This window comes from Bacteroides sp. RTP21281st1_H5_RTP21281_210402 (assembly GCF_040918965.1).
Classification (GTDB): domain Bacteria; phylum Bacteroidota; class Bacteroidia; order Bacteroidales; family Bacteroidaceae; genus Bacteroides; species Bacteroides congonensis.
On record NZ_JBCOWR010000010.1, the window covers coordinates 137,060 to 162,978 of the forward strand.

At 43.1% G+C, this 25,919-nt stretch carries 18 protein-coding genes; 4 read left to right on the forward strand and 14 right to left on the reverse strand.

What is annotated here, in order from left to right; genetic code table 11:
- Nucleotides 1-32: 32 nt before the first annotated feature.
- From AB5443_RS15655 to pta, 3 genes are all read right to left on the reverse strand, one after another.
- Nucleotides 33-1,022, reverse strand: a complete 990-nt coding sequence (locus tag AB5443_RS15655) for a glycosyltransferase family 2 protein (RefSeq protein WP_277132109.1) — start codon at nucleotides 1,020-1,022, stop codon at nucleotides 33-35.
- Nucleotides 1,023-1,159: 137 nt separating this feature from the next.
- Nucleotides 1,160-2,359: an acetate kinase gene (locus AB5443_RS15660; RefSeq protein WP_195407352.1), complete on the reverse strand. Its 1,200-nt coding sequence runs from the start codon at nucleotides 2,357-2,359 to the stop codon at nucleotides 1,160-1,162.
- A 46-nt stretch (nucleotides 2,360-2,405) separates the two neighbouring features.
- Nucleotides 2,406-3,425, reverse strand: coding sequence for a phosphate acetyltransferase (gene pta, locus AB5443_RS15665; protein WP_044656605.1), 1,020 nt, complete (start codon nucleotides 3,423-3,425; stop codon nucleotides 2,406-2,408).
- Nucleotides 3,426-3,623: 198 nt separating this feature from the next.
- Between pta and AB5443_RS15670 the strand changes: the two genes are divergently transcribed.
- From AB5443_RS15670 to AB5443_RS15685, 4 genes are read left to right on the forward strand one after another with little or no spacing between them, the layout of a single operon-like run.
- On the forward strand, nucleotides 3,624-4,067 hold the full coding sequence (locus AB5443_RS15670; protein WP_022139133.1) for a CidA/LrgA family protein: 444 nt from the start codon (nucleotides 3,624-3,626) through the stop codon (nucleotides 4,065-4,067).
- A complete protein-coding gene (locus AB5443_RS15675) occupies nucleotides 4,064-4,759 on the forward strand; it encodes an LrgB family protein (protein ID WP_022139134.1) in 696 nt (231 codons plus the stop codon). Before AB5443_RS15670 ends, AB5443_RS15675 begins: the two co-directional genes overlap by 4 nt.
- 54 nt (nucleotides 4,760-4,813) lie before the next feature.
- On the forward strand, nucleotides 4,814-5,731 hold the full coding sequence (locus tag AB5443_RS15680; protein WP_073346702.1) for a DUF2156 domain-containing protein: 918 nt from the start codon (nucleotides 4,814-4,816) through the stop codon (nucleotides 5,729-5,731).
- Between the two features lie 17 nt (nucleotides 5,732-5,748).
- A complete protein-coding gene (locus AB5443_RS15685; protein ID WP_022139136.1) occupies nucleotides 5,749-6,765 on the forward strand; it encodes a GNAT family N-acetyltransferase in 1,017 nt (338 codons plus the stop codon).
- A gap of 8 nt (nucleotides 6,766-6,773) precedes the next feature.
- On the opposite strand, the gene AB5443_RS15690 is transcribed toward AB5443_RS15685, so the two are convergent.
- From AB5443_RS15690 to AB5443_RS15740, 11 genes are all read right to left on the reverse strand, one after another.
- On the reverse strand, nucleotides 6,774-7,907 hold the full coding sequence (locus tag AB5443_RS15690) for a glycoside hydrolase family 88 protein (protein WP_277132115.1): 1,134 nt from the start codon (nucleotides 7,905-7,907) through the stop codon (nucleotides 6,774-6,776).
- Between the two features lie 4 nt (nucleotides 7,908-7,911).
- On the reverse strand, nucleotides 7,912-9,207 hold the full coding sequence (locus AB5443_RS15695) for a BNR repeat-containing protein (protein WP_277132117.1): 1,296 nt from the start codon (nucleotides 9,205-9,207) through the stop codon (nucleotides 7,912-7,914).
- 14 nt (nucleotides 9,208-9,221) lie between these two features.
- Nucleotides 9,222-10,244: a glycoside hydrolase family 43 protein gene (locus tag AB5443_RS15700; protein ID WP_277132119.1), complete on the reverse strand. Its 1,023-nt coding sequence runs from the start codon at nucleotides 10,242-10,244 to the stop codon at nucleotides 9,222-9,224.
- A 28-nt stretch (nucleotides 10,245-10,272) separates the two neighbouring features.
- Nucleotides 10,273-11,529 carry a DUF2264 domain-containing protein gene (locus AB5443_RS15705; protein WP_277132121.1) on the reverse strand — a complete coding sequence of 419 codons (1,257 nt, stop codon included), beginning with the start codon at nucleotides 11,527-11,529 and terminating at the stop codon, nucleotides 10,273-10,275.
- Between the two features lie 124 nt (nucleotides 11,530-11,653).
- Nucleotides 11,654-13,558: a family 16 glycosylhydrolase gene (locus AB5443_RS15710; protein WP_368114119.1), complete on the reverse strand. Its 1,905-nt coding sequence runs from the start codon at nucleotides 13,556-13,558 to the stop codon at nucleotides 11,654-11,656.
- A 31-nt stretch (nucleotides 13,559-13,589) separates the two neighbouring features.
- Nucleotides 13,590-15,065: a family 16 glycosylhydrolase gene (locus AB5443_RS15715; RefSeq protein WP_277132123.1), complete on the reverse strand. Its 1,476-nt coding sequence runs from the start codon at nucleotides 15,063-15,065 to the stop codon at nucleotides 13,590-13,592.
- A gap of 18 nt (nucleotides 15,066-15,083) precedes the next feature.
- Nucleotides 15,084-15,977, reverse strand: coding sequence for a discoidin domain-containing protein (locus AB5443_RS15720; RefSeq protein ID WP_195662952.1), 894 nt, complete (start codon nucleotides 15,975-15,977; stop codon nucleotides 15,084-15,086).
- A 28-nt stretch (nucleotides 15,978-16,005) separates the two neighbouring features.
- On the reverse strand, nucleotides 16,006-17,643 hold the full coding sequence (locus tag AB5443_RS15725; RefSeq protein WP_195407359.1) for a RagB/SusD family nutrient uptake outer membrane protein: 1,638 nt from the start codon (nucleotides 17,641-17,643) through the stop codon (nucleotides 16,006-16,008).
- Nucleotides 17,644-17,672: 29 nt separating this feature from the next.
- Nucleotides 17,673-20,687 carry a SusC/RagA family TonB-linked outer membrane protein gene (locus AB5443_RS15730; RefSeq protein WP_277132126.1) on the reverse strand — a complete coding sequence of 1,005 codons (3,015 nt, stop codon included), beginning with the start codon at nucleotides 20,685-20,687 and terminating at the stop codon, nucleotides 17,673-17,675.
- A 32-nt stretch (nucleotides 20,688-20,719) separates the two neighbouring features.
- Nucleotides 20,720-22,660 (reverse strand): RagB/SusD family nutrient uptake outer membrane protein, encoded by a 1,941-nt coding sequence (locus AB5443_RS15735; RefSeq protein WP_195407361.1) that lies wholly within the window; start codon nucleotides 22,658-22,660, stop codon nucleotides 20,720-20,722.
- A 6-nt stretch (nucleotides 22,661-22,666) separates the two neighbouring features.
- The gene (locus AB5443_RS15740; protein ID WP_277132128.1) at nucleotides 22,667-25,795 is read right to left on the reverse strand and encodes a TonB-dependent receptor; all 3,129 of its coding nucleotides are present in this window, start codon (nucleotides 25,793-25,795) and stop codon (nucleotides 22,667-22,669) included.
- Nucleotides 25,796-25,919: the final 124 nt, after the last annotated feature.

Genomic DNA, 25,919 nt, shown 5'->3' on the forward strand with positions numbered 1-25,919 from the left:
AAAGGAATGCCAGTAGACAAATAAGAGTTTGACTATTTATAAAAATTCTTTCGGAAAGCCTCGAACTCATCCTTCCCTCTTACACAACGCTGCCACCATGCACGCCAAAAGCCTGTTCCATAGCCGATAAGCTGGATAAATGCGGCTGCAATGGAGTAAATGCCAATAGGTAAGCTCTTATTCTGAATAGTAGAATCAATGCATACCAATAGTGCATAGAGAATTATCGGTGTAAAACTGAAAAGGCAGAACGGAGTTCCTAGCAGTAGAAGCGCTACTCCTAACGTAAATACGGCAGGCAGCAAATGAACCAGCTTAAGAGAATCCGGGTATTTCTTATAAAGATTGATACGGGCAATGCCGGAGTTGTGCACCTGCTTGAAGAACTTCTTCAAATCTGTCCGACGCTTATGATACACCCAGGTATCCGGAAAAAGACGGCAGGTATAGCCATTTTTAAAGATACGGATACTAAAATCAATATCCTCTCCGAAACGCATCTTGGAAAATCCTCCCAAAGCTTCGTACACTTTGCGTCGCACTCCCATATTAAAGCTACGGGGATAGAATTTATCCATCTTCTTTTTCCCGCCACGGATACCGCCCGTTGTGAAGAAAGAGGTCATGGAATAGTTAATCGCTTTCTGAATATCCGTAAAAGAATCGTGCGCACGATCAGGACCGCCAAAAGCATCGGCAGAAGAAACGAGAAGTTCTGTCTCTACGGCATCGAAATATCCTTCGGGCAGAATCACATCAGAATCGAGTATAATAAGATATTCCCCTTCACTGCGTTCGGCTCCATAATTACGGGTCTGTCCCGGTCCCGAATTGGGTTTAGCAAAGTATTTGATGTCCAGCCGGCCTGTATATCGGTCTGTTACTTCTTTACAGGGAATGGAAGAACCATCTTCCACTACAACGACCTCAAAATCTTTAAAGTGCTGCACAGTGAGACTTTGCAATAACTCGTCCACTTCATCAGGACGATTGTAAACGGGGATTATGACAGAGTAACGCATATCAAAATGGAATGTAACTGTTAGATATGCAAAGTAAGGGAAAAAAAATGATACTTATAAAAGAATGATGAATTTCTATACATCAAAAAAGGCGACACCGTTAAAGAGTCGCCTTTTCATATATAAAATCCTATTTATTACTTGTTCAAAATATCCATCGTATCCGAAGCAATCAACAGTTCTTCGTCTGTCGGAATCACTACTACTTTCACTTTAGAAGCAGGAGTGGAAATGATAGCTTCTTCACCGCGAACTTTCGCATTTATGTCGTTATCAAGTTCGATGCCCATGTATTCCATATCCTTACAAACTTCACGACGACATTCCATTTGGTTTTCACCCACACCACCTGTAAACAGGATGATATCCACACCACCTAATGCAGCAGCATAAGCACCGATGTATTTCTTGATACGGTAGTAGTACATCTTCTCAGCCAGGATAGCTTTTTCATTGCCGGCAGCACAAGCAGCCAACAGTTCACGCATATCGCTTGATACACCGGAGATACCGAGTACACCACTCTTCTTGTTCAACAGGTTGGAAACGCCGGTTGTGTTCAAACCTTCTTTTTCCATGATAAATGTTACTGCACCGGCATCGATGTCACCACTACGAGTACCCATCATCAAACCTTCCAGCGGAGTCAATCCCATAGTAGTGTCCATGCACTTGCCGTCTTTGATAGCAGCGATAGAACCACCATTACCGATGTGGCAAGTGATGATTTTCTTTCCTTCAGGATTTACGCCCAAGAATTCACATACACGCTTCGAAACATAACGATGAGAAGTTCCGTGGAAGCCGTAACGACGTACACCATATTTCTCATACAATTCGTAAGGAATAGCATACATATATGCATAATCCGGCATTGTCTGGTGGAAAGCCGTATCAAATACGCCCACCTGCGGAATATTAGGAAGAATAGCAGAAACAGCATTCACACCTTTCAGGTTGGCAGGATTGTGAAGCGGAGCCAAGTCATTGCAAGCTGCAAAAGCTTCCAATACTTCCTTGTTCAGCAATACGGATTCGCTGAAACGTTCACCGCCATGTACCATACGGTGACCTACCGCATTGATTTCATCCAAAGACTTGATAGCGCCATATTCAGGGCTAATCAATGTATTCAGGATAAATTCCACACCTACTGTATGTTCTGGAATATCTTTTTCCAGGATTTTCTTTTCGCCGTTCGGCAAAGTCAGTTTCAGGAATGAACCTTTCAGGCCGATTTTTTCGATACCACCTTGAGCAATCACCTCTTTAGTGGTCATATCGAACAATTTATATTTGATAGATGAACTTCCGCAGTTCAAAACTAAAATTTTCATGTTGTTGTCGATTTAATACTTAATACTTTATATCTAATACTTGTATTTATTTGTTTGCTTTTGCAGCAATAGACTGATTGGCTGTGATGGCAATCATGCGATATACATCTTCGATAGAACAACCGCGAGACAGGTCGTTTACCGGGCAGGCGATACCTTGAAGAATCGGGCCGATTGCATCGGCATGTCCCAAGCGTTGAACCAATTTATAAGAGATGTTACCTACTTCCAGACTCGGAACAATCAGTACGTTTGCCTGTCCAGCTACATCTGAGCCCGGAGCTTTGCTTGCACCCACTTCAGGAACAAGAGCGGCATCCGCCTGCAGTTCACCATCCAAATCAAGAGTCGGAGCCATTTCCTTGGCTATTTTAGTGGCTTCTACCACTTTGTCTACCACTTCGTGTTTGGCAGAACCTTTGGTAGAGAAGCTCAACATAGCTACTTTCGGATTTTCGATACCGGCAACAGCCTTGGCAGTCTGAGCTGTACAAACAGCAATCTGCGCCAACTGGTTAGCGTCAGGAACCGGAGTTACGGCTACGTCACCCATTACCAGAATTCCATTCTTTCCGTATTCGGGGGCATGAGTCAACAGCAACATAGCACCCGAAACACAAGTGATACCCGGAGCTGTCTTGATAATCTGCAAGGCAGGACGCAATACATTGCCGGTAGTGTTACGGGCACCCGCCAACTGACCGTCTGCGTCACCACTCTTCATCATTAAACAACCAAAGAATAAAGGATCATTAGTAAGTTTGCGGGCTTCTTCGATAGTCATCCCTTTCTTCTTGCGAAGTTCACATAGCAACTGTGCATACTCTTCGTGCTTCGGAGAAGTTTCAGGGTCAATGATAGTAGCTTTACCGATGTTTCCCAATCCCCATTTTGTAGCAAGTTCATTAATTTCGGCCGGATTTCCTAACAAAATAAGGTCGGCAACTTCATCTGTCAAAATCTGATTGGCAGCTTTTAATGTGCGTTCTTCAGTACCTTCGGGAAGAACAATACGTTGGCGGTTTGCTTTCGCGCGTTCAACGATTTGGTTGATTAAATTGAGCATAAGATATATTGAATAATATTATAAAACCTACTTACGATTTGTAATTTGCGGTGCAAAAGTACTCAATTTTGCAATATCCACATTACAATTTCGTCCATATTTTAGTTCCAAGTCTAAAATATTATAATATTTAACACTGTACTCCTATTTTTCATACCTTTGCAGCGTTTTCAAACAAAATCAATAGGTAATTAGTATATGATACGTCAGTGCGCCATTTTATTTGGCTGTTTGGCTTTGGGTGAATTGATAGTTTATCTTACAGGCATCAAGCTCCCCTCCAGCATCATCGGTATGCTGCTGCTCACCCTCTTTCTGAAATTAGGTTGGATTAAACTGCATTGGGTGCAGGGACTATCCGACTTTCTGGTAGCTAACTTAGGTTTCTTTTTCGTTCCGCCCGGAGTGGCACTTATGCTATACTTCGATGTTATTGCAGCAGAATTCTGGCCGATAGTAATAGCGACGATTGTTAGTACTGCCCTTGTGCTGGTTGTCACGGGATGGGTTCACCAAATTGTCCGCAAGTTCAGACTGGCGCGTCAAATCAAGCTGGCACGCAAACTGCACCTGACAGATTTCCATCTGCCGGAAAGACTTCACCGTAAAGAAAAAAACAACTTAACTGATAAAGACAAATGAGTTTCCTAGAAAATAACTTCTTCCTGCTGGCCGTCACCTTCGGGGTTTTCTTCTTTGCCAAGTTGCTTCAGAAGAAAATAGGGTTAGTGTTGCTAAATCCGATATTACTGACTATCGCCGTTCTTATTATCTTCCTTAAAATGACCGGTATCTCTTATGAGACTTATAATAAAGGAGGACATCTTATCGAATTCTGGCTACGTCCGGCTGTGGTTGCCTTAGGCGTACCTTTATATCTTCAGTTGGAAATGATTAAGAAACAGTTATTACCGATTCTCTTGTCGCAACTGGCAGGATGCATCGTCGGAGTCATTTCGGTGGTGCTGATTGCGAAATTTATGGGGGCTTCCCAAGAAGTTATCCTGTCTCTCGCCCCGAAATCGGTGACTACCCCGATTGCGATGGAAGTGACGAAAGCCATCGGCGGTATTCCGTCACTGACTGCGGCGGTTGTAGTGGCAGTCGGATTATTGGGAGCTATCTGCGGTTTTAAGACGATGCAGATTATGCGCGTAGGCAGTCCTATCGCCCAAGGGCTTTCTATGGGAACTGCCGCCCATGCTGTCGGAACCTCGACGGCAATGGATGTCAGCAGCAAATATGGAGCATATGCCAGCCTGGGATTAACGCTGAACGGAATATTCACTGCATTATTGACGCCTACCATTCTTCGTTTATTGGGTGTTTTATAAAACAAAATCCCATGATTTTCCGTTATATAAGAGTTAAACGCAAAACGCAATTTTATGATTCCATTTAAAGATATCACATTAGCAGATAAAGACACGATTACCTCATTTACAATGAAAAGTGAGCGACGTAACTGTGACCTGTCATTCTCCAATCTTTGTAGCTGGAGATTCCTGTATGATACCAAGTTCGCTGTTATCGACAACTTTTTAGTATTTAAATTCTGGGCAGGAGAACAACTGGCATATATGATGCCTGTAGGTACCGGTGACTTAAAAGCCGTATTGAAAGAGTTGATAGAGGATGCCGGACAAGAAAACCAGCCCTTTTGCATGCTGGGAGTATGCAGCTGTATGCGTGCCGAACTCGAAGCTATCCTTCCCGAACAATTTACTTTCACGGAAGACCGTGATTATGCAGATTACATTTATCTAAGAAGTGACCTTTCAACTTTAAAAGGAAAGAAATTCCAGGCAAAAAGAAATCATATCAACCGATTCCGCAATACATATCCGAATTATGAATATACCCCGATTACTCCCGACCGTATCCGGGAATGTATGGATTTGGAAGCGGAATGGTGCAAAGTGAATAATTGTGACCAACAAGAAGGAACGGGTAATGAACGCCGTGCCTTGATTTATGCCCTTCATAACTTTGAAGCCCTCGGATTAACTGGTGGCATTCTCCATGTGAACGGAAAAATCGTCGCATTCACTTTTGGCATGCCTATCAATCACGAGACATTCGGCGTACATGTAGAAAAGGCAGACACTTCCATCGAGGGTGCTTATGCCATGATTAACTATGAGTTTGCAAACCGGATTCCCGAACAGTATATTTATATCAATCGGGAAGAGGATTTAGGAATCGAGGGGTTACGAAAAGCCAAACTGTCCTATCAACCGGTGACTATTCTTGAAAAATATATGGCTTGTCTCAAAATTCATCCGTTAGATATGGTTAAATGGTAAATTCCCGACGAGCGAATATGATAATAAAGGAACAAGTAAAAGCCTTATGGAAATTGTGCTTCGAAGATAGCGAAGAGTTTGTTGAAATGTACTTCAAGCTACGCTATAAGAACGAAGTGAACGTTGCCATCCAAAGTGGTGACGAGGTAATCTCTGCGCTTCAGATGCTTCCTTATCCGATGACTTTCTGTGGGGAAATGGTACAGACTTCGTATATTTCAGGAGCCTGCACACATCCTGATTTTCGAAGTAAGGGAGTGATGCGCGAACTCTTATCCCAGTCTTTTGCCCGGATGCTACGGAATGGGATACAGTTCAGTACACTGATACCGGCAGAGCCTTGGCTATTCGATTATTACAAACGTATGGGATATGCCACTGTCTTTCAATATTCGGTCAAGGAGATGACTTTACCAGAGTTTATCCCTTCTAAAGAGATTGCTGTCAATGTCGTTTCCAAACCTCAAGATGAAGTCTATTCATATTTGAATAAAAAGTTGTCCGAACGTCCTTGTTGCATTCAACATTCCGCAGAGGATTTCCAGGTTATTATGGCAGACTTACCTATAAGTGGGGGAAATTTATTCGTTGCAAAACAAGCTAATGAAATATGGGGAATAGCCATTATATATAAAAGAGAAAACTGTATCATTATTAATGAACTTCTGGCAGAAGATAAGGATACGGAGTACAGTTTATTATTTGCCATTAAACAATATACCGGATGTAACCATATAATCCAATTACTGCCACCGGATAAAGAATTGCCTCAACATTCACTAGGGATGGCACGTATTATCAATGCTAAAGAAGTATTGCAGATTTATGCGTCCGCCTTTCCTGAAGATGACATGCAACTGGAAGTATCAGACAAGCAGTTATCAGTGAATAATGGTTATTACTATCTGTCTGACGGGAAATGCAGATATAGCGCCGAGCGGCTACCCGGTGCACATATCCAAACGAACATAAGTGAATTAACAGAGAAAATACTCAAGAAGCTAAATCCTTATATGAGTTTGATGCTGAATTAAGGCACGGATTATTTATCCAGATAACGTACCCGTTCGCAAGCTGCCAACAAGAAGGCCCCGAGTCCAAAGTTTGACGTAGAATTTGCGTCTACTACCTGCCCCGGTATCGCTTTCTCACCAATCGGCTGCACATAGCCAATCTTTCCATCGGGTTGTAAAGCAACCGTTGAGAGATATTTCCATGCTTTTTCAACTATCGGCTGATATTCATCTGAATCAAGGAAACCGTTATTTATGCCCCATTGCAGGCCATACGTAAAGAAAGCCGTTCCACTGGTTTCCGGCCCCGGCGCATGTTCCGGGTCAAGCATACTGCGTGTCCAGTAACCTTCCGGTTGCTGACAGGCAGCAACAGACTTAGCCAGAGTACGGAAACGGTCTATATATTCCTGACGATACTTATCTGTTTCTGGAAGCTCCTTCAGCACTTTTGCCAATCCTGCCAATACCCAGCCGTCTCCACGCGCCCAGAAATCTTTTTTACCGTTCACACTTTTGTGCTTGGGGTATACGTACTTACCGTCCCGATAGTAAAGTCCGGCTTCTTCATCATACATGATACTGTCGGCATAAGCAAGATATTCGTGCAGTTTCTCCAGGTAAAGCGGATTCTTCGTGATATTATACATCTTTGTCATTACAGGCATTACCATATACAAACCATCCGCCCACCACCAATAATCATGGTTAGGAGTACTCATCTGATATTCCATCACTTCACGGGCACGGGCTATCTTCTGTGTATCCGGTTCCAGATTGTATAAATCAGCATAGGTCTGGAAACAAATCTGATAATCCCCGAAAAGTACATAGTCGTCACTTTCGCCATAACTATACTTCCAACAAGTTTTATCATCCGATTTAGCACCTTTCCATTCGTTATGTTCAGCCCAACCTTTCGAATACTCTAAATATTCCGGCTTCTTTGTCAGGAAATAGGCTTCCATATTTCCGGTATGATAGGCGGCGTTGTCCCAAAAAGAACGACCGTGTTCCGGATGATTCGTCTGCCAATACCCATTCACCTTATGAATTATCTCTATCACTTCTTCCGAAGAATCGGCTTTCTTGTCCACACAACTTGCGCAGACCATACCGCCCAGAAGAAAAGCCGAAAAAAGAGTTACGTATAAATTCTTCATATCTTTATTTATTTGTATTCATATCCATTTCCAACACATACACCATTTGAGGTTCAATCTCTGCCGTACGTTCGCCGTCCCCTTGGCGGGTATGCTGCACAAAGAGATGCAGTTTTCGTTGTTTCTTCCAAAGTTCCGTGTCGTGTGACGGTTCCCAGGCATCTACTGAAAAGTCTGTTAAATCCGTTATCGTCCACTTGCCGATACCGACATCGGCGGCGTGAGCCATTGAGACACGGCTTCCCCGTTCTTCATCACGGAAGATATAGAAAACTTCTCCACCCTCTACGACAATACGCGGACGGGCAATAGGAATCATCTTCGTGCCGCCGCCTTTCAAGCTAAAAGGTGTTTTACGGTCGGTTACCTGACGGTGATGCCATACTTTTCCATCATGCCATACGATGCGATATTGCGGTACGTCACTGTCGGGATCTCTCCAATACGTAGCTATATAAGGATTCCCGCCCGCATCGGTACTCATACTCGTTTGATTTATCAATTCACAGTTCTGCGGCAGACGGCAAGCGTATTCCGCATTCGAAAGTTTAATCGGAAGTTCATATTGCTCTCCACTGGATTTGTACCAGGTCACTCCATTATCAAACGAACGGGCATAACAAATATCGTGATTCGTCTCTACATGCCAGGTTTCACGCCATACCCATGAAAGATGGATAGTCCCTTGTTCATCAACGTATAACTGCCAATAGGCGTTTCGTTTGTTTTCTCCGTCAATCAGTACATCCTGCACACGAGTCCACTTCTGTTCTTTCAATGAGTAACGGTTCATTACCAGGTTACCACGACCGGAAGAACCGGAACGGTAGGCAAACAATAAATCTCCGCCCGCCAGAGGATAAAATTCGGGATAAGTAACATTTCCTTCATCCACTCCGGTCATCGGCATTTTATCTCCTAACTCCAAAGAACCGGGAGCAATGCCCCGACAATAATTCAGTTTGTGACCGTGATGGTCAAAAGAAACGTGCACATACCCTTCTCCGTCCACCATCATGCTGATGATATTATGGGCGTCTTTCACATTTCCCTGGTATTGGGTACGATGCAGCGTCCATTGTCCGGAGTCCAGTTTACGTTTTCCCAGTGTCAGATAACCGTCAGCATCATAATAGCTGATGTACTGCTCATCTCCATGGGTAACCAGGGAATTATTACGGAATACCGCAGTGTTGACCGAAGTACAGCTATACCCCTTCCCCACTTCAACCAAATGTTGGGAGTAGCATAACACAGGAACCAGCATAATCCCGCAAAGTAGTAGCAATATCCGTTTCATGCTTGTATTCTTTATTATTTATCGAAAAAGGAAAGATTCCATTTCTCCTGCCAGGGGATAGTAATTTTTCCGTCTTTTATCAATATAGGCAACCATACATAGCGGGAGTCTTCCAAATCTTTCTTTTTCCAACGGTCGAACAAGGCAATATATGCGTCCTTCTTTCCGACAACCGGTTGCACATACGTACTCTGTGCATAAAATGTCTTATCCGCATCCGGGCCGGTACATGGGTCTCCGATAGTTTTCCACGTCCCCATAATAGAATCAGCCACTGCCATCTCAGCCACATTCGGATCCCAACCTGTACAACCGGAACTTAACATATAATATTTACCATTATATTTAAACACTGCCGGAGCTTCACGGGATTCTTTCACGAAATTACGTGTAAAGCGTCCGCTCGGCTTTAGATAGTCGTCAGTCAGCAGGCTGATATACATGGTTTCATTATTCTCGGAAGAATAGAATTGATAGGCACGACCGTCATCGTCCACAAAAACAGTCTGGTCACGGCTCATCGCATTGTTCGGACGGAAACTTCCCTGATAAATGAACGGCCCGACGGGAGAATCGGCAACGGCAACTCCGGCACAAGCCTTACTGTAATCGGCACTTTCCACATGCGCCCACATTACGAACTTGCCCGTTTTCTTATTATAAACCACTTTCGGACGTTCCAATACTTTGGACGGATGCAAGTCGTGATTCGGGTCATCTTTTACTGCCGGAAGTACAATGCCTTCAAATTTCCAGTTTAGCAAGTCTTTGGAAGAGTAGCAACCTACTCCGATCACATCCGTACGGTAACATTCCCAGGTAGCCCATTCGGGCAAGATGGTCTTTCCTTTTTTGTATTCACCATACCAATAGTAGGTGCCATCATGATAAAGAAGTCCGCCACCATGAGCGTTAATCGGATTTCCATCGGTATCTTTCCACACTTCTCCGGGAATAAATTCCGTGTTCTTCTGAGCCTGTACGGATATTGGAAGCAAGCCTATGCAAGCTACAAACAATAATAATAGTTTAGTCATATATCAATATTTGTTGGTTAATTCATTATTAATGAAAAGCATGGTCTTTCGGGAAGTCATTCCCTTCCCAGGCTTTTTTACTTGTCCAGTCTTCGGCAGAAGATGTCCAGAAGGGATGGTCAGCCGGAAGTCCGAGTGGCAGGAAAGCAAGTGATGCCATATATAAGCTACCATTATTTGTATACCAGTCGGATATCTTCGGTTGCTTGCCATTGAAACCTAAAGTGAGGAATCCTTTCTCATTGAAATTACGGTCATCGCCAAACATCCGCTTAATAACTGCTGTCATGGCTGCACGTACTTGTCCATTTGGCAATTCCTTGGGTAACCATTCTCTCCATGCCAGCAATGCTAAAGGCTGCAAAGTTCCTGTACGATAGGTAATAGAACGACCGAAAACAGGGAGCGTCCCTTCGGGAGAGATGAACCGTTCCAAAATCATTCCGAAGCGCTGCATCCGTTTTACTGCACGGTTGTAGTCACATTCCGGCATATTCCAAACTTTACTCTTTCCGCCGTTGGTCATTATTTCCAGCGGTTCTATATACATGGGATGCAATACAAAGCTATTGTAATAGTCGAAAGCAAAGTCCTTTCCATCCGAATACCAGCCATCACCGACGTACCATTCTTCCACTTTGCGCAGCGCCGAAGCTATGCGGTAAGTATCACTTGGCGCACCCGCTTTCCGTAGAAAGGCTTCTACGGTAGCAGAGAACAATAACCAATTCGTATAAGGCGGGTCTACCCGGCGAAGCTGTGTAAACTCGGTAATATAACGTTGTTTCGTCACGCTGTCCAACGGAACCCATAAAGCATCATATCCTCTTATGAAACTTTCCGCGATATAAGCGGCATCCACCAAGGTTTGCCCTTCCTTTCTCCACAACAAATAATCGGGACTTTCCGGGTCGACAGCCTGTGCATAACTCTTGAGCGCCCATTCACGCAGTTGTTTCCGCTGGATACCTTCGGTCGTATCATCATCCGGCAATGAAATCCAGGGAGCCAGTCCTGCCAGCAAACGTCCGAAACATTCCATATAAGTAACCTTTTTATTTCTTCCGTCCCATGTCGGACTTAACTCTACCAACATATTCTGTTGCAGCTTACCTTCACTCATATTACTAAGCACCGGTTCAGCCATACGATACAACACTTCCGCCCATAACTCACGGTCGGTCGGTTCTTTCACTTGTTTTTTCTTTTTTGCCGACAGGTCTTGTGACGGTATCATCAAGATTGCCATAAGCAATAGTAGTACGTAATGTCTATTCAAGTTCATGATATTATTATAGGTTTTTCGTTTACAAAGATACTTTATACTCACAAGAATAACGTCCAATTTTATGTCAAAAAAGGGATACAAAAAGACCAAATTTCATACAGGGACAGTTATATATACGAAATTAATAAGGTTTCCACCTATCAATCCATTCAATAAAAGGTATTCCTTTTTCATTAAATTGAATAGGCAGCCAGATATAACGTGAATCCGACAAACTCTCCGGACGCCAGCTATCTGCCATAAAAACAAACCGGTCTTCCTTCCCTTGCAAAGGAAGGATATATGTGCCTTGTCCCCCGAACGTCTTATCCGCTTTCTCTCCGACACATGGATTCGGAAGTTGTTTCCATTCTCCTAGAATCGAAGTAGCAGTTAATAACCGGGCTTTATTAGACTCCCATCCCGTACAACCGGAAGTTATCATCCAGTACGTCCCGTCTTTCTTGAAAATAGCGGGGGCTTCATTATGTCCGCCGGGAAAAATGCGTATATACCTGCCTGTATGGCCGAGATAATCATCAGACAATTCGGCAATCTGCAATGTCAGGTTATCTTCCGAAGAATAAATATGATAAGCCTTCCCGTCATCATCCACAAACAGAGTCATATCGCGGGACATTTGTCCTCCTTCCAAATCCCTTCTTACAAACAATCCCTTTTCAATCGCATTATACCATCCCGGAGTCCACCATTCTTTATATTCTGAAAAGTCCCATTTGATCCTTTTTTCCTTTTCCGACATATTTAATGGATAAATGCCCGGATTGACACGACCGGAACGGATAAACCGATATGGTCCGGTTGGTGAGTCACTGACAGCAACGGCTGCACACGCAGAACTGTATCCTTTCCCTTTCTTTTCCAAATGAAACCACATCACAAACTTTCCGGTTTTCTCATTATATATCACTTTCGGACGTTCCATGATACATCCTTGTTCAATATCAGCCCCTTCCTCACCGGAAACAGCCAAGACAATACCTTCTGGCTTCCATTTGCATAAATCAACGGATGAATAACAGTTTACTCCTTTTTCTGTCACAAAACCGGATTCGGGACGATGTTCGCCAAACCAATAATATATACCTTGATGAAAAAGTATGCCTCCCCCATGCGCATTAATCACATTCCCTTCTATATCCCTCCACACTTTACCGGAAACAATCTTTTTCTCCTTCTGATAAACTCTCACATAATCTATCTCATACTTCATCGGAAAAACAGTTTCATCAACCGGACCACCATTAATACCGCCAATAGCAAGATTCAACAAAAGATATTGTGGTTTCGTAAAAGGATTCGTCCCTTTGCCGATACTTCCGTTTACCGTATTATTCAAAGGAATCTCATTTAAAAGCTCATCATCCAAATAAATCTTAATCGCTTCTTCGTCCCAGTCCATTCTCCAAATATGGAATTTGGAAGCCCAATCAGAATCCTTTTTTATAAAATGAGAATATGGAATAGCCCGACTATCCCATTTTGCAGTCCATTTCTTATCTGTTCCCCACGCAGCATTTGCCAAAATATGAGGAATCCCCCTGATATGATAATATTCCATAAGATCTATCTCTCCACAGGAAGGCCACTCCATATTACTACCTAACATCCAGATAGCCGGCCATGCACCTTTCGCCACCGGTATGCGTGCACGCACTTCAAAGCGTCCGTAGAGAAACTCCTTCTTTCCGGCAGTCGTCACCGATGAAGAAGTATATTCTACAAACTCCCGTTTTTTGCGCCAATCGTTACTACCACACACATAAAGAGGATTCCGGCGACCTTGTTCCTTCCGGGCTTCGATGACAAGCAAGCCCCCTTTACAGACTGCATTGTCCGGTTGATACCATTGAGCCTCCTCATTACGGGCATACCCTTGTTCATAATTCCATACGGAAGGGGATAATCTCCCTTCCGTATTAAACTCATCACTCCAGACCAACCGCCAATCATTGCTCTGCGCAGTAACAAGCAGAGATAAGGTTGACAGTAATAACAATAATATACATGTATTATTCTTTTTCATCATCAATAGATGTCTCAGGATATCAATATATTTATTTTTTAGACTGGTAGATACGTATATAATCTATATGATATTTCAAAGGGAACGCAGAGTTATCCACAGGTCTTCCATTAATACCACCGATAGCAAGATTCAGCATCATACGCTGTCCAAACCCCTCGTAATTGTTTGAATAAGGATTTTGATGCCCGCCTTCTCCGGCCCCATTGTCACCTTTGTTCACAGTCATAGCCAAATTCGTTTCATTCAGCAACTCGCCATCCAAATAAATACGAATGAAATCCTTATCCCAATCCATCACCCACAAGTGATACTTGTCAGCCCATTGTTTATCTTTGGAAGTGAAGTTCGTGATAGGGTAGTTTTTTGAATTCCAAGTACCCGACCAACGGGAGTCTCCGCCCCAACATACATTAGCATGTATTTTTTCCTTATAGAATTCCAACATATCAATTTCTCCACCCAACGGCCATTCCCACCAGTTGCCGGTTGACCAGATAGCCGGCCATGCACCTTGAGCCACGGGTATCTTTGCACGTACCTCCATACGACCATACTTAAATACATACGCATCCTTTACAACAATACAAGACGAAGTATATTCCGAATATTCGCGATTCTTCTTCCAATCACTGCTGCCTGCCTGATAATTCGGATTTTTCACAGCTTCCTGCCGTCCTTCTATACACAAAGCACCTTCCTTCATCTGTGCGTTGTCTTTCTGATACCATTGGTCTTCTTCATTCCGCTGGAATCCGGTTTCGAAGCGCCAAATATTACCATCCGGTTCTCCTGTACCGTTGAACTCATCGTGCCACAACAGTTGCATTCCATTTTCCAATGTATGGTCATCAGCTACCCCCACCTTGTCGGCCACATATGCTTCCTGATCTTCCGGTTCCACCGGTTTTACATAGCTCACATTGAATAGTAGCATCAATGTATTTGTTTTAGGATTTATTCCATAAGAAGATGAGGACTCAATCGTTAATGGAAGCAGATACAGCAGATTTCGCTCCGCCTCCTGACAAGCAGCAATCAGTTCGCTAGAATAGACAGTCACTGATACGGCATCCGATTTTGTTTCACCTGCTTGTAGCGTTAGTGTCGGGGAAGATAAATGATAAAAGGACTCCGGAAGTAGTTCCGCACCATCATATTTTGCGTAAATACCTCCTTCAGATACCTTAGCCAGTACTTTATTCAATGTATCCTTATTCACAACCAAGCTAACCTTAGCTTCTTGTCCGGCTGTACGTTCTTGATAAAGAGACAAACTCAATTTATAAGTAAAGTTCTTGACAGGTGTTTCATCCTCACTTTGCTGTAAAGCCGTAATTACATTACACTCCGCACCATCCCACACATCACGGGCCTGCGTCAGATTCAACAAATTCAGGTCCAACTGACCTTCATAACTAAAATCTTTATCATCGTCACAGCCATACACTCCACCGATGAAGGTGGCCGCCATGCAGGCGACCATCCATATTTTATTCATTTTCATTATACATCTCATTTTAAATTAATCCAAGGGAACTGTTTCCGGGTCATACGTTTCAATATCCGTATCAAAGAAGGCAATCTCTCCAACATGGAAATATTTTTTATCCTGCGAACTTGTCAGTACATTGAAACGGAAAAATTTAAACTTCTTTCCCGGCATTACAAAATCTGAAGCATACTTTGTCTGACGTGTCGTTGGTAGTCCACTCAAAAAAGAGACTGTTTCCCACTGTACACCGTCCGTACTAATCTGCAATTCTGCAGAAGTTGGAAATCCATCCGAATTGCCCGTATCTCGTGTATAGTACTCAAATGCGAAATTTTCATGCTCTTCCTTCAAATCAATCTGTATATAGTGTGGCAGAGCCACTTGCGGGGAATGCCAGTTGGTGTGAAAGAAAGAGGGATCCGCCGTTTTGCCATCTATCAGACGGTCAAAATACCCTTCGGACGCATCCGGATAATTACAAGACAACTGGTCTACTGTCAGAGTAACCTGCGTACGGGATTTTTCCGTATACGATGCAGGCATTGCTCCTGATCGCGCTTTCAATTCCTGAACCGCTCCTGCTTCATGAGCCGCACTAAAAGTCTGCAAATAGAAAGTATAGTCTCCGAAACGAGCACGAGTATTCTCAATCAGCATTTCGGTTGTTCCTTTAGAAGCAATCTTACAAACATTCTTCTTTAGCAAAGGATCATAATAGCGGATCTGCATATAAGCATAATCACCTTCCGGCGCTTTCCATGTCAGTTTTATCTGCCCCGGCAAAGCCTCCGGAGTGACAGTCGAAAGTTCAATTGTTGCAGGAGAGCCTCCCCCTGACGTCTCAAATTCTTCAAAATTCTTATCACAACCAATCATTCCCAGAAAAGTAAAGGCTGCAATCATATATTTTATATTCAACTTCATAGCTTTTATCTTTTATCATTAATAAAATTTACCATCCCGGATTCTGGCTCAGATTCGGATTCTTGCGCATTTCCGAAGCCGGAATCGGAAAGAAATACATTTTATCATCCCAAACCAATGACTTATTTACCCGATTATACCGGAAACTTCCATCTGTATTTCTAGTTATCTCCATACGCCCGATATTAGTGAATCCACCTTCTTTCCAACGGCGGACATCCCAGAAACGATGCTGTTCAAAAGCCAGTTCAACCATTCTTTCTTTTTTATACCGTTCCCAAAAGTCCGTATTAGAAATATCATCCGGAAAATCCGGCATTCGTACATCCGAACGCTGACGCACCTTATTGATTGCGGCACAAGCCGACATTCCAAATTCATCGTCCGTAGTACCGGCTGTTCCCAAATAGCGGAAGACTGCCTCTGCATAGTTCAGATAAAATTCTCCCAGACGAAACACAACCCAGTTATGCCGTTTGCCACCACTGCCACTCTCCGCACTGATATCAGTAGATGCGTCCAGATACTTCTTCAAGTAATAACCGGTAGGTGTAGCATAAGGCAGCGGCAATCCGTTCTTACCGCCGACAAATGTTTCTAACGGGGTCGGATTCGTATTCGGCCATTTATCACCATTACAAGCGATAGTCATACCGAAACGCGGATCTTTATCTCCATTATCCTTCGATTCATAAGCATCCACCAATGTTTGTGTCGGACAATTACCGGAATTGGCATTCTCCATACCAACCGGGAAATTAGTATATTCCGGACTACTTGTATCTCCAATACGACGGACGAAAATCATTTCAGAAGCTTGATAATTATCAGTACCCCAGATATCCGTGTATTTTCCAAGCCGGATACCGTTAGCCATACAATAATCAATAACAGCCTTATTGGCTACAGCAGCTTCACGCCATAACTTCCGATCTTCACCACCACTGAACAACTTGCTTGCTTTATACAATGCAGCGCGGGCCTTTAAAGCCAAAGCCGTTCCCTGCGTGACACGACCGGCCTCTGGGTTGGAACCACCTGCGGCATCATTATCCAAAGCGGAATAAGAGACAGGCAATTCCGGTGCCACTTCCTCACATTCACTAATAATAAAATCAAAGACCTCTGATGCTGGAGTACGTGAAAGGGAATTGGCTTCTTTCTCTGTCAATACATCCTCGGTGAAGGGCACATCCCCATACGCACGCACCAACAAGAAATAATAATACGCACGTAGCAGACGAACCTCATACTGGTAACGGTTGAACCGGTTCATTTGAGCTTCATAATCCTGCGCATAGCGCAAGTCATAAAAATCAAGTTCCTTACTCTCTTCCAGATAGTAATTGGCTGCACGGATACCCGAATAATACCCCCATAGGGATTTAGGGTTCAATGCACTCCAGGCACCATTTGTATAGTCGAGAACAGACGAATAAGTAACAGCCATTTCCGCTTCATCACAAGCGGAAGCCATTGACTGATAACTTGGCAAATCAGAGTCCAGATAACTATAGATATTATTCACAAATCCTGCCGTACGGGAAAAGTCCGAAAAGACATAATCCTTGTCATACGATGTGTATTCATGATAATCCATCTTGTCGCTGCAAGCAGACACCACCGCTATACAAGCTATTCCCAAGCATATATTTTTCAATTTCATAGTTTCTTTCTTATTTATAGCGTTAAACGTTAAAATCCTACTGACAAACCAACATGAACAGAACGGGTAGCAGGATAAGAGTTATTCATCGCTTCCGGATCCAGTTGGTCAATACTATCAAAACAAAGTAAATCAACCCCTCGTACATATACTTTCGCATTTTTCATCCAGAACCTGTTCAACCAGGATGAAGGAAGTTTGTAATACACCTCACAATTGCGCAACTTCAAGAAAGAACGATCTGCCAACCATAAAGAACTTGTCTGCAGATTGTTGTCAACAGTTTCCGTCGTCAACCTCGGGAAACGGGCATTCGGAGTTTCCGGTGTCCAGCGGTTCTGATAAGCATAATTGGAAATCGTCGTATTATCTACCAAAGGATGGTAGTAAGTTCCTGACAAGATTGCCGTATAATTTCCCACTCCCTGGAATTGTGCACTAAAACCCAGTCCCTTCCATTCCAAACCAAGACTGAACGAATAATAAGTTTCAGGACACGTACTATTGTATCCCATAGCTACTCTGTCATCCGAATTAATCACTTTATCACCGTTCATATCTTTATATTTGATATCTCCGGCCTTTACCGGTCCAAACTGTTGTGGCAAACTATTATCTATATCTGCCTGATCCACAAAATATCCGATAGCCTGTAATCCAAAGATCTGCCCTACCGGATTTCCCGTAGAACGCGTATAGTCATAGGCAGCAGGTTCTTCCAGCATCTCTACAATTTTACTCCGGTTGTAAGTGAACGTTCCGCCCAGATTTAATTCCACGTTACCAATCTTCTTATAATAATTGGCACCGATTTCCGTACCCCAACTATCTACGATACCCGCATTGACATAAGAGCCGGATGCACCCAGCACTGCCGAGTTTTGTCCGTCTGAACTGACCCAAATATCGGAACGTCTTTCATAAAAACCGTCCACTGTCAAAGTCAATCCCTTGAACAAGGTAGCGTCCACACCCGCATTATATTTATAAGCTTTTTCTGTGGTTCCGTTAACAGAAGCCAAACGGCCTTCATGCCAACCACCATCGCCACCGAAATTGTTATTTATCGGATAGCCATTACCGCCACCTACCGTCTCATTCCAATAGCCGTTACCGGGAATATTATCCGTATTCAAAATACCGAACGAAGCCCGTAGCTTCAGGAAATCCACCACATTCTGACGTTGCATAAACTTCTCATTAGAAATGAGCCATGCCAGCCCAACTGTAGGAGACACATTCCAACGATGATCGGGCGCCAATAAGTTGGAAGCAGAAGCCATCAATGTAAAATCCGCAAAGTAACGGTTCTTAAAGCCATAATGAGTATACCAGCCCGCATTCTGACGATAGAACGTATTATTAATGCCTTTAGCATTATCATATTTATAGGTATAAAGCAGCATGGAATACAGACTGTGCGCACCAAACTGACGTTGCCAGTCAACATTCATCTGAAAATTAAAGGCGCGGTATTGCCAGTCAAGTTTACTGTCGCCTGACATTTCCGTGTCTTTTCCTCCCGTCACTTCCTCACCTGCTACCGGCAGCCCATTTTCCCAGGACGCCACAGATGCCATGCCATACTTATATCCTTTCGTATGATTCTCCCAATAAGAAGCGAGATTATCATATCCTATACGGACAGAGGCTCCCAAACCCTTAGTTAAAGAAGACAAATCCTGCCGCAAAGACATATCAGCATATAATCCACGGGTATGTCCTTTTGAATATGCACGCCCTTCGGTCAACGCTACCGGATTCCAGTTCTCCCCCCAAGTGGTGCTTCCTCCCCACAAACCGCTTTCCGTACGGATAGGGAAAGCTGCTGAAGGCAATTGGTACAACTTGCTTATCAAATTATCGCTGCCCATGCCCGGACGACTGAATTCATTCAAAATTCCCATGATATTGGCCTGCATCTTTGTTTTCGGTGACAAATCAATATCCAGATTGGTACGGAAGTTAGCTTTTGAATACTTTTCCTGAGTGGAATAATCGGCATTCGTATCGAAGTTTTTGATAAACCCACGATTATTCTGTAAATTCATCATTGTATAATAACGCATCTTGGTAGATCCGCCGCGGAAACTCAATGTCGCGATATCTGACGCTCCACGATCACGAAAGACCTCTTCCCACCAGTTTACATTCGGATAAAGATAAGGCGAGGTACCATTCTTAAACGCATTCAGTTCATTCTGCGAATAGCGCATCTGCTTGCCATCATTTGCCAATGCCTCATTCAGAGCGGAAGCATACGTATAAGCATCTGCCATTTCCGGCTTGCGCGTCATATAATTGAAAGCATGATCATAAGAGAAATTAATCTCACGACTATTGTATCTACCACGTTTTGTCACAATATTGACTACGCCATTCACTCCCCTATAGCCATAAAGAGCCAACGCAGCCGCATCACGGAGCACACTAACAGATTCCACTTCTTCCGGAGTGATATATTTCAAAGCCTGCCAGTTATTATCCCGCTCAAGTCCGTCCACTACCAACAAGATTCCATTATTATCATTCAGTGTTTTCAATCCACGGATATATATTGACGGCATCTGTTCCCATACTACACCAGTACTTTGCATGGTAGTCAGTCCCAACACATTGCCATATAATGAATTTCCAATTGAAAAAGCTGAACTTTTATCTATATTCTCTGCATATACGGTAGATACGGCACCGGTAGACTCTGCATTCGTCTGCTGCAAGCCAAATCCGTAGTTTACTTTCTCTGAGGAATAATCCATGACAACGGTCAATTCCTTTCCGTTGTCTACTTTCACCACCTTCGTTGCATCATCGCCAGTCTGTACTTTCAACCGGCTTCCTTTCACCGCAATGATTTCAAAACGTCCGTTTCTATCTGTAGCCACCCGTACCAGCGGATTCTCTTCAACCGAAACTAAAGCTCCCGCTACCGGTTTCCCTTTTTTATCGAGAACCCTTCCGGTCACATTATCTTCACTTTGCGCCCATCCGTTCAAGGTGACACTAGCGAATATCGCTAAAGCTAATATCTTATATTTTTTCATTTTATTCTATGATTAATCGTAGTTATTCCACATTAATTCCATCCGGGATTTTGAGTCAACCCGTATTTCTTGTTCACCTCTGATGGTGGAAATGCCGACAAATACCACTTCGGACTGAAATTACTCCACCATGCACGGGAAGGATTTACCAGCGGAAACGCCTCATAAGTGAATTGCGTCGGTTTAGGATAAGCACTGCTGTTTCCTGTAGTTCCAGACCAAGGAGTGTTTCCTCCCCCATCATTTCTATAAATCTTTAATCCGTGAAGTTGTTTTCTGAAAAGATCATCTCTTTTATATCGTGTCATATCAAACAAGCGTACATCTTCCAATCCCAGTTCGCAAGCACGCTCTCTAAGAATCTCTTCCAATAAGGCGTTAGCGTCGTTCGTCAGATTCTTATCCGGATTGCAAGCCGCCAAGTCACCTAACCCAACACGGGCACGTACCTTATTTACTTGCTCGATAGCCCCCGTTAAATCATTCTTAGACTTTAGCAATGCTTCCGCATAAATCAGATACATTTCTGCCAGACGCAGATATGGCCATTGCAGATATTTATCTTTCAGAGAATTGACCCCTTCCTTATAGAACTTGTAACACCCGAATCCGGTAGCATACTTGCCTGTCTCCTTCTCCGTATCATTGATATTGTCACGTCCTCCAATCCATAATTCGGCAGCATGATCACCAAACTGTGTTCCATTCACCAGCATCGTTTCATACAGACGCGGGTCACGAGTCGGCCGGTTATAGTCATTATCCGTATAAAACGGGTTTGTAGCAGCATTCAACCGGAAAGGTTCACCATTACTTATCGGGAACATCTCCATAAATTCCAATGTAGGAGTCAGTCCACCTGTATAAACCGTACCATTGTCTCCTTTGACAAAAATATACTGCCATTCATCCCACGAATTAAATTTTCCAAAACGGGAAATATGTGTAGAGATCAATAGCTCCTTATTATTCTCACGGGTAAAATAAGCCTTATTGTACGCATTTCTATAACCCTGTGCCGTAGCTTCTGTTGCTTGCGTCAGTTCATAATATCCTTTTGACTGAAGTTCCGTAAAGAAATCAACACAAGCCTGCCAGCACTGATCCCACAATTCCGGTTTGTAGGCACCATACCACACCTGATGATTAATCACAGCATCTTGCGGCGGCTCCGTACAATAAGGAACATTATCATTAAACAACGGACTGGCCGCAAATAAAAGAATCTTGCACTTCAGCCCCATAGCGGATGCCTTGGTAAAGCGTCCCTGCCAGTTCGTGTCATCCGTTCCCAAATCCCACGGAAGTTGAGGAGTGGCAGCAGCCTCGTCCAAAAGATCAACCATATACTTCACCGTTTCTTCCACCGTAGCACGAGGCAGTTCGTAAGATGGCTGCACATCATAGGTTTCCTTAATTAACGGAAGCCCTCCAAAATGGCGGAACAAATCAAAATAACGAGATGCAACAATCACTTTAGCTTCTGCCGCCAAACGTTTTTTCTCCGCATCATCCATATCCGGAACCCGTTCTACATTCTCCACAAAAAGCAATGCGGCACGAATCGCCTCCCAACAGTTCTCTTTAGTATACCCGAAACGTGTATCATCGCTGCTATCCTCATCACCAGCCTTATAAGAACCCGAATAGTATTTCCGGTTAATTCCGTTCCAGTCTGTATGGCTATGCCAACAATCGGACATCATTTCAAAGATTCCGGTATTCATTTTTCCCTCCACAGTATTCCAATATACAGGGAGTCCATAATAAAGTTTGCTATAAGTATCCCACAAGAAAGCACGAGCATAAGTCGCTTTTCCGAAGATTGTATCTTGCGTTACCGCTACCCCCGGAGCTTTTTCTAAAAAGCTATCTCCAAATTTCACCTGATCGACACAAGAAGAGGCGAACAAAGCCACTCCTGCAAATGCCGCAATAAACCATTTACTTAAATGTTTCATCATATTATTCATAAAGCATTAGAATCCAAGTTTCAATCCAATATTAAACACACGTGTCAAAGGATAATTAGGGCGGGAACTCTGACGAGATTCGGGGTCTCCCCATTTGAATCCGGTAATAGTAACCAAATTATATCCATTGACGTATAACCGGCAATTATCCATCTTCAATTTCTTCATGAAAGGGAAATTGAAATTATAACCTATCTCAATACTCTTCAGACGTAAATAGCTGGCATTAACCAAATACAAGTCAGACCCTGCATAATTATTGGAAGCATGCAGACTGGAAGTACGCGGAAACTTAGCTGTGAATGTATCAGCCGATGAACGCCACGTTGTATCATACTGATAAAGCAACAATCCCTTTTCATTCGTATCACCCAACGGACGTCTGAATTCGTCCAACATACGGTCCGCATTCCAAGCTCCTGTCCATTGCATAGAGAAATCAAAATTCTTCCAACTGAATCCGGTATTCAATCCGGCCGTGTATTCCGGCATATCCGTATATCCTATATCCCGCGTAGCATCATTAGAGTTTATTTCACCATCGGCATTCAAGTCTACATAAACGCAATCACCCGGCACCAACGTAATACCATGATCAGCTATCGGACGTCCAAACTCTTCCTGATAACGTATATCTGCCGTTTCATCATAGAAGCCCCAAAACTTATACATCGACCGGGAACCTATTCTACGTCCTGTCTCATACATCCAAGGCTCATTTTGATCTACCTCATTCTTGTAGACAATTTTATTCCTTGAGAAAGAAATATTAAAGTTTGCCCAATATCTGAAATCATTTTTCAGAGTTTCGTTCCATTTCAACTGTACTTCAAATCCTCTATTCAATGTCTCCCCAACGTTAACAGAAGGAAGTGACATGCCTAGAATTGCCGGCAAATAATCGGGTTTAGATAAAATATCACTGCGGTCTTCTCTAAAGTAATCTAAAGAAACCGTCAAACGCTCCGCCAAAAAAGTGGCATCCACTCCATAATTCTGCTTTATAGCAGTTTCCCACTTGGCGTCCGGATTAGAACGGCTGACTTCACTGGCACCGGGCATTTTATTTCCAACATTCTGTCCGAAATAATATCCTCCATCACCATATTGGTAAGAATCAGGCAAATATAAGAATCGTTGTGATACATCATTACCTACCATCCCTACAGAAGCACGTAGTTTCAAATAATTCACCACACCTTTAATCTGCTGGAAGAAAGATTCCTCACTTACAACCCAGCCCAATGAACCTGCCGGGAAGAAACCATACCGATTTCCCGGACGAAAGTTTTCCGAACCGTTATAACCCGCATTAAATTCTGCCATATAACGGGTTTTCCAATCATAAGTCACACGCCCCACCAAACCTACATATCCGGTAGGAATGTCAGAGTACTCTGACGGATAATATTTTTTTGACTGATTATAGAGTAACAATGCTGTCACATTATGCTCCCCAAACTTACGGGCATAATTCAAAGCCAGTTCCATATACCAGTTACGCGCTTTAGAAAAGCCATTGTCAGGTTCATCGTAACTTAATTGAGAATCAGTCCCATATTTACGAAGAGAAATAGAACCATCAGCATTTGCAACAGGTGTATAATAAGCCTTGGACGAACTTGCCTTTTTTGTATTAGCATATTCTGAGTTATAAGCACCTTTCAGTTTCACGGACAATCCTTTTGTGATGAAATCCAGTTTCTGGTTCAATGCAAGGTCTACATTCAGAACATTTGTCGTCTTTGTCTGAAAGCCCTTTCCATAATAAGAGCTCAATCCGTCCATTCCCGTAAAAGGGAGAATTTCGGAATTAGATACGACACGTTCACCGTTTACAATACCTGCACCCGCAAAAGGAACCGCCCAATAGAGCTTACGGAACAATTGATTCTGGTCTTCACCTGATTCAGGAGTACGTTTCGTTTCTATACGACCACCAATATTAACAGACAGCAAAGTTGTTTTCGTTACATCAAAATCCAAATTAGCACGATAATTATAACGCTTGTAATCAAAATTAAAGTCATCCGTCGCATTGAACTGCTTGAACATACCGCCTTGCGTAAACAAACCGGCAGAGACAAAATATTTCATATTGCTGGTTCCACCAGATATATTCACATTATGTTGAGACTGAAAAGCAGCCTTATTCATACAATAATCAATCCAATTAATATCCGGATATATCAACGGATTAGAATGATTACGGAACGTTTCCAGCTGTTCATCGCTAAAAGTAGCTACCCCGCCATCATTGACCTTCATCATATTATAATAGGAAGCATACTGGTAGGAATTGGCAAACTCCAGATCCTTTGTCCGCACATTGACACCGGCTGACGTGGAGAAAGAAACCTTTGCCTTTCCTTCAGCCCCACGTTTGGTCGTAATCAAGATAACACCATTGGCACCCCGCACACCGAATACAGCCGTAGCTGAAGCATCTTTGAGCACAGTCACACTCTCGATTTCATTCGGGTCAATCTGCGAGAAATCCCGTTCTACACCATCTACCTGAATCAACGGTTTCGCATTGTTCCATGTAGCGACACCACGCACATAAATATCCGCCGCATCCGCTCCCGGCTCACCGGAATACTGTACGGAAGAAATACCTGTGATTTGCCCAGACAATACATTAGATAAAGATCCCGCCGGAGTCTTCAACAAGTCATCTCCCTTCATAGAAGAAATAGCCCCCGTGATGGACACTTTTTTCTGAACACCATAAGCTACCACCTGAACTTCCCCCAATGACTGTGCATCTTCTTCCAAAACTATATTGAAACTAATACCTTTCTTAATGGTTACCACTTTTTCTTTGTAACCGATAAAACTAATTTTAATTTTTGCACCGGAATTCGCATTGAGAGAAAAACGCCCGTCTATATCGGTAATGGTTCCCAATGTAGTTCCCACTACCGTAACATTAGCACCAATCACAGGCTCACCATTGGCATCCACCACCGTGCCTGTCAGTTTGGAGTTTTGCTGTACCACCTCTGCTATGGGATTCTCGTCTCCATATCCTTTCAGAGGAATCAAAAGAAACAAAAACAAGGAGAGCGCTACCGGAAGTAGCCGACATTTCTTTCCCGCTTGTCTTTCATGGAATTGCTTTTGTTTTTCCATTTAGTATAAATATTAAGATTAAACATAAAATGAACTACAGATTATTCTATAGCCTGTATAGAAAAACCAATGCAAATGTAAGAACCCTCTTGTCTGCAAGGCTCCAATAATACTTATCTTAGGG